This is a genomic window from Endozoicomonas sp. ONNA2, assembly GCF_024606365.1.
Classification (GTDB): domain Bacteria; phylum Pseudomonadota; class Gammaproteobacteria; order Pseudomonadales; family Endozoicomonadaceae; genus Endozoicomonas.
Genome location: NZ_JAHHPO010000412.1, coordinates 1 through 7,850, shown reverse-complemented (window position 1 = coordinate 7,850; position 7,850 = coordinate 1). Strand labels below are relative to the sequence as shown.

The following is a 7,850-nucleotide window of genomic DNA, read 5'->3' as shown; positions in this document are numbered from 1 at the left end:
TTGTTCAGCCGCATTAGCGGCCTGGTTAACGGTAGCCTGAGCTTCGGGAGTATCGCCCAGCTGGGCAACCGCCGCAGTCGTAATGGCTGCCTTCTGGGCTGGTGCAGCTGTTACGGCAACGTATACGATCTGGGAGGCCTGCTCTGGAAACGCCTTGATCGCTTCGCTGATGATAGCCTGAAGCAAGACGGGCTGGTCTTTGAACTGAATCGCCAGATCACCAATCAGGGTTTCTACAGAAATGCCAAGCGTTTCAGTGGTCTGTACCAGGGTCTCTGCGGTTGGTTGTCCGGCCGCCAGCTCTGTTAACAGATCTGCCTGAGCCACACCGGCCATGGCAGAAACTGCCAGTGCGGTTGCAGCAACAAGTAGTTTAGATTTCATGGTCTTCCTTCGTTTCAATTTAATGGCCAGGCGTCTATTCTTGTTAAGCAGAGTATTCCTGGTCGTAAAGTTTTATAGGGCTGCTGCGATTTCCTGCCAAGCCAGAAAAGCTTTAAAAACCATACAATGTCTTCAATTAGTCTTCACGCTGAGGATTAATCCCATTGCGCAGAAGATTCCTGCCTTCGCAGTAAAAACGTTTGAATGGATGTCGGCTCTATCCTGGGTATATCATGCGGAAAAAAGATTACAAAACCCGCTGGAAATTATATTGATAATCTCTTTATAATACAATCCGCGTCGTATACTGAATATTTACTTCGGATGATTATAAAATATCCAGAGAGGTCGGTTACCATATCTGTGGATATTGATGCTTATAACTATACTGCCTTTGCATGGCGGCCAATTTTATTAAAGTAAGGTGAATCGATAGATGAAAGGGATCAGCAAGCTGAGCCTGGCTATTGCTATGGCAGGGTATGGAATAACTGCGATGGCTGCGGTGGAAGATGCCGGTCATGTCAATATAGGGCCGGTGGAATTGACGCCGATGGCAACCCTGGCCATTGGTCATGATGACAATATCTTCCGTCAAGGCGGCGAAGATGAGTTGGCCAACAAAAGTTCTACGGTAATCAATGTAGACGCTTCTGCTGCTTTTAAGGCTCAGCAAGGTATGAGCACCTACGAAGCCAGACTGGCTGCGAAAAACACCAGCTTCACCAGCGAGTCTGATGCCAATTTCACTGATTACGGTGTCACTGGTCTGGTTCATCAGGAGTTCAACAGCCGTAACCGACTGGATGTAGATTTTGATTTCGGCCGTTACCACGATACAGGCTCTGCCATTGATGGTGCAGATAATAAAGAAGCGCCTGAATTTACCCGCACCAAAGGTGGTCTGAAGTACGGCTTTGGTTCTACAGAAGCCATGATGCGTGCAGATCTGTTTAGTAACTATAACAAGCAAAAGTACCAGGAAACGGCTGGTACAAAAGAAGGTAGTGACCGCAAGACCGTTGAGTACGGAACCACAGTCTTCTATCGGTTTATGCCAAAAACCGACGCGCTGGTGGAGATTAAACAGCGTGAACTCGATTACACCAACGAACAGGGTGCTGGCTACGACATCACCAGCTACCTGGTGGGTCTGAACTGGGAGGCGACGGCTAAAACCAGTGGTTATGCTAAAGTGGGTCGCCGTTATCGCGACACTTCAGCCAGCGACGTGGAGCGTCAGGATTACACCGGTTGGGAAGTGGGTGTCAGCTACCTGCCGGTTGATCACTCCTTGTTCCAGCTGAGCACCAGCCGTGACTACGGTCTGGAGTCTGAAAACCCACAGACTGCCGACTTCACCCAGGGCACTACCAGCTCGGTGAACTGGGAACACCAATGGACAGCAAAGATCAGTACAAATGCTAACTACAGCTACACTGATGAAGAAGTGCAAAATAGATTCGGTGTTAGCCAGAAAGATCGTACCATTAATCAGTTTGCTCTCTCTGTAGACTGGAACGTCATGCGTTATGCGACGGTATCCCTCTCTTATGAGAACACCGACCGGGACGAGTCGGGTGTTGATGAAGATGGTTACAAGCGCAATGTCTACATGTTGAGTGGTACCATAGCTCTCTAAAATCAGGGTGCTAGCAAATTGTAAGGCATACAGGCTGGCATAAAAAAACCAGCCTTTTTTTTACGGTTAAATTTTTGCTCACTAGTCAGGCGTCAGTTGTCTACTGACTCTTGTAAGGAGTTATCCAGCAGGTTGTAGTAATGGAAACGGATCGAACCTCCTCATTATATTTTTCATTATCGGCGGTGCTGATGGTGTTTGTGCTTATGTGCAGCGGTGTTGCCAGTGCGGATCAATTAATGAGCCTTTCCCGCTATGAACTGGGCTCGGGTGATAAAATCGGGATCTCGGTCTTTGGTGAAGAAGATATGGAGAAAGAGCTGATCCTCACCGATGCAGGCACCGTTTCCTACCCATTCCTGGGTGAATTCCGTGTCAGGGGGATGACGGTTGGCCAGTTGCAGAAATACATTACAGATAAGCTGAAAGACGGCTATTTTGTTGATCCGAGAGTCAGTGTTTCCATCAAGGAATATCGAAAATTTTTTGTCAGTGGTGAAGTGAAGTCTCCGGGTGGTTTCAGCTTTGAGCCAGGCCTGACCCTTGAAAAAGCGGTGGCGCTGGCCGGTGGCTTTACCCAGCGGGCTTCCAAAAAAGGCATTATGGTTACCCGTGAAGAGCGAGGCCGTGCGGTTGAGCGCGAGCTGACCTTGAATGGCTCTGTATTGCCCGGTGACATCATTACTGTAAAAGAAAGCTTCTTCTGATTTATCCAGGCAGCAACATTACTGACGAAATTGTGCAGACTCCATGAGTACAGATTCTAAAATGGCGTCGGCGGCTCCCTCAGCCAGGCCGATGCAGGACGAAGATATTATTGATCTTCGCCAGATTTTTCATGTGCTGGTCTCCTACCGCTGGCCCATCATTGGCTTTACCCTGGCTGTCATACTGATGGCGGTGCTGGTGGTGTTTTCCATGACGCCAGTGTATCAGGCGACGGCTGTCCTGCAGATTGAGCAGGAGCAAGCCAAGGTGGTCTCCATTGAGCAGATCTATGGTATCGAGGGGGGGAATGACAGCTACCTGAACACCCAGTTTGAAGTGTTGAAATCCAGAGGTGTCTTGGAAAAGGTGGTGGATAAACTCGGGTTGTTGAACAATCCGGAGTTTAATACCACCCTGCAGGAGAAGCCCTGGTATGCCGGTTTGACCGATTGGCAGGGTTTGCTGGGTATTGCCCGGCCGGAAAAAGTGGCAGATGAAAGTGATATTTTGCGGGATACGGTCAATGTACTGGCTGAGCACATTACCATTGAACCGGTCAGAAAAACCCAGATTGTTCGCATTCATGCGGAATCGGAAAATCCCCGGCTGGCGGCTCAGATCGCCAATGCCATCGCCAATGCCTATATCGAATCCTATATGGAAGCGAAACTCTCCCTGACTCTCAGTGCCACTGACTGGATGCAGGGGCGTTTGAGTGAACTCTCGGAAAAGTTGAAAGTAGCAGAGCAAAACCTGCAGGCTTACCGTGAGCAGGAGCAGCTGATTGATATAGAGGGGGTCCTCACGGTCTCCAGTAATGAACTCAAGGCACTGACTGAATCTCTGGTGCAGGTGCGTCATAAGCTGGCGGTTTCGGAAAATATCTATCAGCAGATCAGTGTCGGGAAACTGAAAAAGGGCGACAACCGAACCCTTCAGGCGGTGCTGGCGCATCCATTGATTCAGGATCTGAAGCAGGACGAATCGAAGTTGGAGCGCCAGGTACTGGAGCTTTCCCGTCGCTATGGGCCAAAGCATCCAACAATGATCTCTGCCCGATCTGAGCTGGAAAGTATTCGACAGAATATTGAGCTGGAGACACTCAATATTGTTCAAGGTGTTGAGCGCGAATATGAGATTGATAAGGCCAATGAACGTAGCCTGGAAGGAGCGGTGGCTGAGGCTAAGGTCAAGGTTCAGGAAATCAACCGCAAGCAGTTCCGCTTAAAGGCGCTGGAGCGTGAGGTTCGTATCAATAAAGATCTGTACGATGCCTTCTTCAAACGTATCCAGGAAACATCCGCAACCAGTGACCTGCAAACCGCCAATGCCCGTGTGGTGGACCAGGCGTTTGTACCTCAGCACCCGGTCAAGCCCAAGAAAAAGTTGATTGTTGCGATTGCGGGTCTGTTGGGGCTGCTTGTCTCCTGTGGCATTGCCTTTCTGCTGGAGATGCTGAACAACACCGTTCGTACAACAAAAGACGTGGAAGAAAAGCTGAATCTGCCAGTCTTGGGGGTGCTGCCAAAACTGACTGATAAAAAGCTGGATGGCCAGATTCACAGCCTGTTCACTAATAAGGAGCAGCATGGTTTTGGTGAGGCGATCCGGACTATTCGGACCAGTATCAACCTCAGTGCCATGGACCAGGAGCACAAGCTGTTTGCCGTCACTTCTACTGTGCCAGGTGAAGGCAAGTCATCGATTGCCTCCAATATGGCATTGGCACTGGGGCAGCTGGGTAAAACCCTGCTGATTGACTCTGACCTGCGCCGCCCGGTGGTGGGCAAGAATTTTGCCATTAAAGGTGGCTCTGCTGGGCTGGCGAACCTGCTGGCAGGCTCAGCGTCGGTTGCTGAAGCGGTGCATAAAGTGGATGGTATTGATGTTATACCCTGTGGTTTGGTGCCGCCAAACCCACAGGAGCTGCTGGCTGCTGAACGTTTCGGGCTGCTGCTGAAAACGCTGAAAGAGCAGTACGACTATATCGTGCTGGACTGTCCACCGGTACAGAACGTTAGCGATGTGCTAATGGTCTCTCGTCACTGCGACGGTCTGATCTATGTGGTAGAAGCGGGTCGCATGCAGGCGCATGCCATTCAAGTGGCCATTGGTCGTCTGCTGCAGGCCCGTGCGCCGGTGACTGGTGCGGTGTTGAACAAGATCAACCCGACCCGGAAAGACGCTTATGGCTATAGCCAGGGGTATTACGACCACGACGGTTATTACTCAGGTACGGCCTGATTGATGCCTTGTCAGTGACAGGGATCACAAAAAAATCAAGAGAAAAGAAAAGGTTTTTTTCGTGCCCTTGGTGAGTTCTGTGGCTGAAAAGTTTTCTGCGCTTCAATTTTCAGATTTCTGACACTGGGATGTAGGTTCTGTTCAGATGCCTGCCGCTCGATTCCCGTAAAATAAGCAACTCCTCAGGGCTGGTGACTGATTCGCAGGCAGTGCTTCTTCAGCAGAAATTCTTGTGATAGATCAATAACGGCCAGGTTCCTCAGCGTATTGGTGCCGAGGAGAACCTGGTGTTTGAATCGGGAACGGGTGGTCAGGCTGAAATCGGTACGAGTTTCAACAGGCCCGAGCCGAATGATTGCTTCAATCACCGGGCGTTTCTGCGGTATTCCGGAATGGGTCTGTACCCGGGCATAACGCTTCAAAGGTTTGGCCATTTTGACCATTTCTTGCTGATTGACACTGGTGGGAACAGCAAAGTGAACCCATAGGGTGCCATTGGCGTGTTTTCTGATTTTAATGTCTCTGGCATCCATGGAAGAGAGGGTAGAGCCGGAGTCAATCAGTGCATTGATCTGAGTGGGAAATTCATCGATCTGATCAATCCTTTCCTGCAGACCAAAGAGGTAACGGTCACCCATCCGGCATTTTTGCTGAGTCTGTGTTGTTTCGGCTCTGGAATATGCGTTGGATATAAAGAGCAGCGCCAGGGCGGCAACAGCCGGGAGGCCAGGAAAATTGGCGGAAAACTGCATGACTTCCTCCATGAAGTTACTGCTTAATTCAATCCTTCTCTTTATATGTGTAGCTTCTGGCGTTAGATTGCGCCTTTTTAACCGTTGGCAGCTGGCGTTGATTGACGGTTTTGCGACGAGTTATCCCGGGTTTTGCCAAGTGTTCCTGTGGATTGCCGGGGTTCTGTTACTGATGGGTAATCTGAGGGGTGGCTCTCATGAAAAAGTGGGTGCCAGGGCGGGATATCCCCCTGATTATGGTGATTCTGGCCTTGGAAGTGCTGTTGATAAATGCGCTTTCCGGTCCTGATAATGCACCATTGAGCTTAAGTATTGTGGATGCAGTGGGCAGTATTGCCTTTGTGATTACCTATTTTCATGTTCCGGTGCCTGCTGCACTGTTTCTGACCGGTGTAATATTGCTGGTTCCAGCGTGTTTGTTGAGCGTGCTGATTCGTCGATTGATGTTCGGGCGCTGAGCGTTTGGTCTCACCTCAAAATTTTTATGCACCGGCTCGCAGTATTCACTGATTGACCCACTTTTGAAGCTACATTACTACTGTTGCTCTGGCATATCACGGTACCGATGAGAATTGTCGGGAATTGTTTTTTATTCAGTTGGCAGAATTCCACCAACCTATAACAAAGGGATTACTTTAATTTGCAAGGAGCCTGATCAATGGACAGTGTGCAGTCTAGTGGCGTCAACACCGCCTTTCAAGGCGCTAATTTAATTTAACCGTAGACGTCAGTACTAAAACATCACTAAACGATAGTTGTTGCCTGCTTATAATACGCTGTTTATTAATGACATATTGCTGACTGGCGAATCTTAAGACAGAGGCTCCTTCATTTCCCAAAAACCTCGCCGCGTACAAAAATGCCAAATTTCCGCAAAAAACTGCTTATTTGCTGTTGTTTTGTACAGTGCTTTTTTCCTTAGCCTGAATAAGGGGTACAAAAAAACAGTAATTATTCGCACCCTTCAATCACAGGTTTTTCCACATTGATGTTGATATCAGCGGTTTCGCCACCGATTGTCTGGTGATGGTTGCCCGTTTTCACGGCCTGGCCGCACAGCTCGACCAAATCCAGCACCAGCTGGGCATGTCGCCCGCCATCCATCACTGACTGAATGCCGCCAAAAGCCTGAAGCTGAATTGCAAAAAAACTGGAGGCGAATAGGGAGGGTGGTTAGACAGTCGTTATTCACAAGCCGGGACAGATTCAGTTCGTGAGCCTGTCCCGGGCGGTTTTCCTGGGTGGCATAGCAGACCTGTTTTGATCACTCACCGGCCGAAACTTCCCGGATCCCTAAAAATTTAAATTTGATCAGAGCCTTCCCGCCCCTTTAATCACGGCTGTGACTTTCCTCGGCAAACAGGATGCTGTTCTCGATGATTCAGGTGTTGAGTGCAAAAATACGACATAATGCAGAATATAATTTATATTAATCAGCATGTTACAGAACTCTATATAATCTTGAATGTCGTATTTTTGCTTGACTGGAAGTGTTTTTTTTGCTAAATTAACCTAAATATAGGATCACCTTAATTGGTTGAAAGTTATGAATCGCCAGTCATTAAAGTCAAAAGTTGCCACCAAAATAATCCGCTCTAGGCGGGAAGTTTTTTTGCGTTCGGATTTTGATAAACTGGCCGGATACGACCAGATTGGCAGAGTATTGCGCCAGCTAATATCCGAAGGATCGCTAATGAAAGTTGGTTATGGCCTTTATGCGAAAGCTCGACTAAATCGAATTACCGGCAAACCCATGTTGTCCGCCAAAGGAGGATTCGCCCAGGTTGCAAAAGAGGCACTTTCTCGGCTAGGGGTAAAATGGGAATCGTCAAAATCTACTGCAGCTTATCAAGCTGGCTCTACACAAATTCCAGCTAACGCAGAAGTAATTGTTTTTGAACGATTCAATCGCAAGATAGGCACCGACAGATTTGAACTTAAAATGGTTCGTGCTTAATGAGCGTTGTTGATTCATCCATTTTCCTGGATGTAGCGGACGTCTTAGGTATTGGTGTGCCGGCTATCGTTGAAAAAGATTATTGGGCTACTCAATTATTAAAAGAAATGTAACTATTCAGCACCCCTCATTTAAATCTGGAATTTTCTGATTTTTATACCAT

8 protein-coding genes are annotated in these 7,850 nt (G+C 48.4%); 5 read left to right on the top strand and 3 right to left on the bottom strand.

What is annotated here, in order from left to right; translation table 11 throughout:
- Window positions 1–384 (bottom strand): hypothetical protein (locus KDK14_RS07475; protein WP_257264438.1); only part of this gene is annotated, 384 nt, incomplete at its 3' end.
- Window positions 385–820: 436 nt separating this feature from the next.
- Here KDK14_RS07475 and KDK14_RS07470 point away from each other — a divergent pair.
- From KDK14_RS07470 to KDK14_RS07460, 3 genes are all read left to right on the top strand, one after another.
- Window positions 821–2,026 (top strand): hypothetical protein, encoded by a 1,206-nt coding sequence (locus KDK14_RS07470; RefSeq protein WP_257264437.1) that lies wholly within the window; start codon window positions 821–823, stop codon window positions 2,024–2,026.
- A 140-nt stretch (window positions 2,027–2,166) separates the two neighbouring features.
- Window positions 2,167–2,733 (top strand): polysaccharide biosynthesis/export family protein, encoded by a 567-nt coding sequence (locus KDK14_RS07465; RefSeq protein ID WP_257264436.1) that lies wholly within the window; start codon window positions 2,167–2,169, stop codon window positions 2,731–2,733.
- Between the two features lie 43 nt (window positions 2,734–2,776).
- A complete protein-coding gene (locus KDK14_RS07460; RefSeq protein ID WP_257264435.1) occupies window positions 2,777–4,978 on the top strand; it encodes a polysaccharide biosynthesis tyrosine autokinase in 2,202 nt (733 codons plus the stop codon).
- Window positions 4,979–5,160: 182 nt separating this feature from the next.
- Here the strand turns inward: KDK14_RS07460 and KDK14_RS07455 are convergent, their stop codons facing one another.
- Window positions 5,161–5,730: a RimK/LysX family protein gene (locus tag KDK14_RS07455; protein WP_257264434.1), complete on the bottom strand. Its 570-nt coding sequence runs from the start codon at window positions 5,728–5,730 to the stop codon at window positions 5,161–5,163.
- A 197-nt stretch (window positions 5,731–5,927) separates the two neighbouring features.
- Here KDK14_RS07455 and KDK14_RS07450 point away from each other — a divergent pair, with 197 nt between their 5' ends.
- Entirely contained in the window at window positions 5,928–6,188 is a 261-nt protein-coding gene (locus tag KDK14_RS07450; RefSeq protein WP_257264433.1) for a hypothetical protein, read from the top strand.
- Between the two features lie 493 nt (window positions 6,189–6,681).
- Here the strand turns inward: KDK14_RS07450 and KDK14_RS07445 are convergent, their stop codons facing one another.
- Complete coding sequence (locus tag KDK14_RS07445) at window positions 6,682–6,834, bottom strand: hypothetical protein (protein ID WP_257264432.1); 153 nt, start codon at window positions 6,832–6,834, stop codon at window positions 6,682–6,684.
- A 442-nt stretch (window positions 6,835–7,276) separates the two neighbouring features.
- Here KDK14_RS07445 and KDK14_RS07440 point away from each other — a divergent pair, with 442 nt between their 5' ends.
- Window positions 7,277–7,687, top strand: a complete 411-nt coding sequence (locus KDK14_RS07440) for an S-adenosylhomocysteine hydrolase (protein WP_257264431.1) — start codon at window positions 7,277–7,279, stop codon at window positions 7,685–7,687.
- The last annotated feature ends 163 nt before the right edge of the window (window positions 7,688–7,850 follow it).

What these genes read in the sequence shown, in the direction of transcription:
- KDK14_RS07470 (WP_257264437.1), top strand. Translation starts at nt 821, where the DNA reads ATGAAAGGGATCAGCAAGCTGAGCCTGGCTATTGCTATGGCAGGGTAT.
- KDK14_RS07465 (WP_257264436.1), top strand. Translation starts at nt 2,167, where the DNA reads ATGGAAACGGATCGAACCTCCTCATTATATTTTTCATTATCGGCGGTG.
- KDK14_RS07460 (WP_257264435.1), top strand. Translation starts at nt 2,777, where the DNA reads ATGAGTACAGATTCTAAAATGGCGTCGGCGGCTCCCTCAGCCAGGCCG.
- KDK14_RS07455 (WP_257264434.1), bottom strand. Translation starts at nt 5,730, where the DNA reads ATGCAGTTTTCCGCCAATTTTCCTGGCCTCCCGGCTGTTGCCGCCCTG.
- KDK14_RS07450 (WP_257264433.1), top strand. Translation starts at nt 5,928, where the DNA reads ATGAAAAAGTGGGTGCCAGGGCGGGATATCCCCCTGATTATGGTGATT.
- KDK14_RS07445 (WP_257264432.1), bottom strand. Translation starts at nt 6,834, where the DNA reads ATGGATGGCGGGCGACATGCCCAGCTGGTGCTGGATTTGGTCGAGCTG.
- KDK14_RS07440 (WP_257264431.1), top strand. Translation starts at nt 7,277, where the DNA reads ATGAATCGCCAGTCATTAAAGTCAAAAGTTGCCACCAAAATAATCCGC.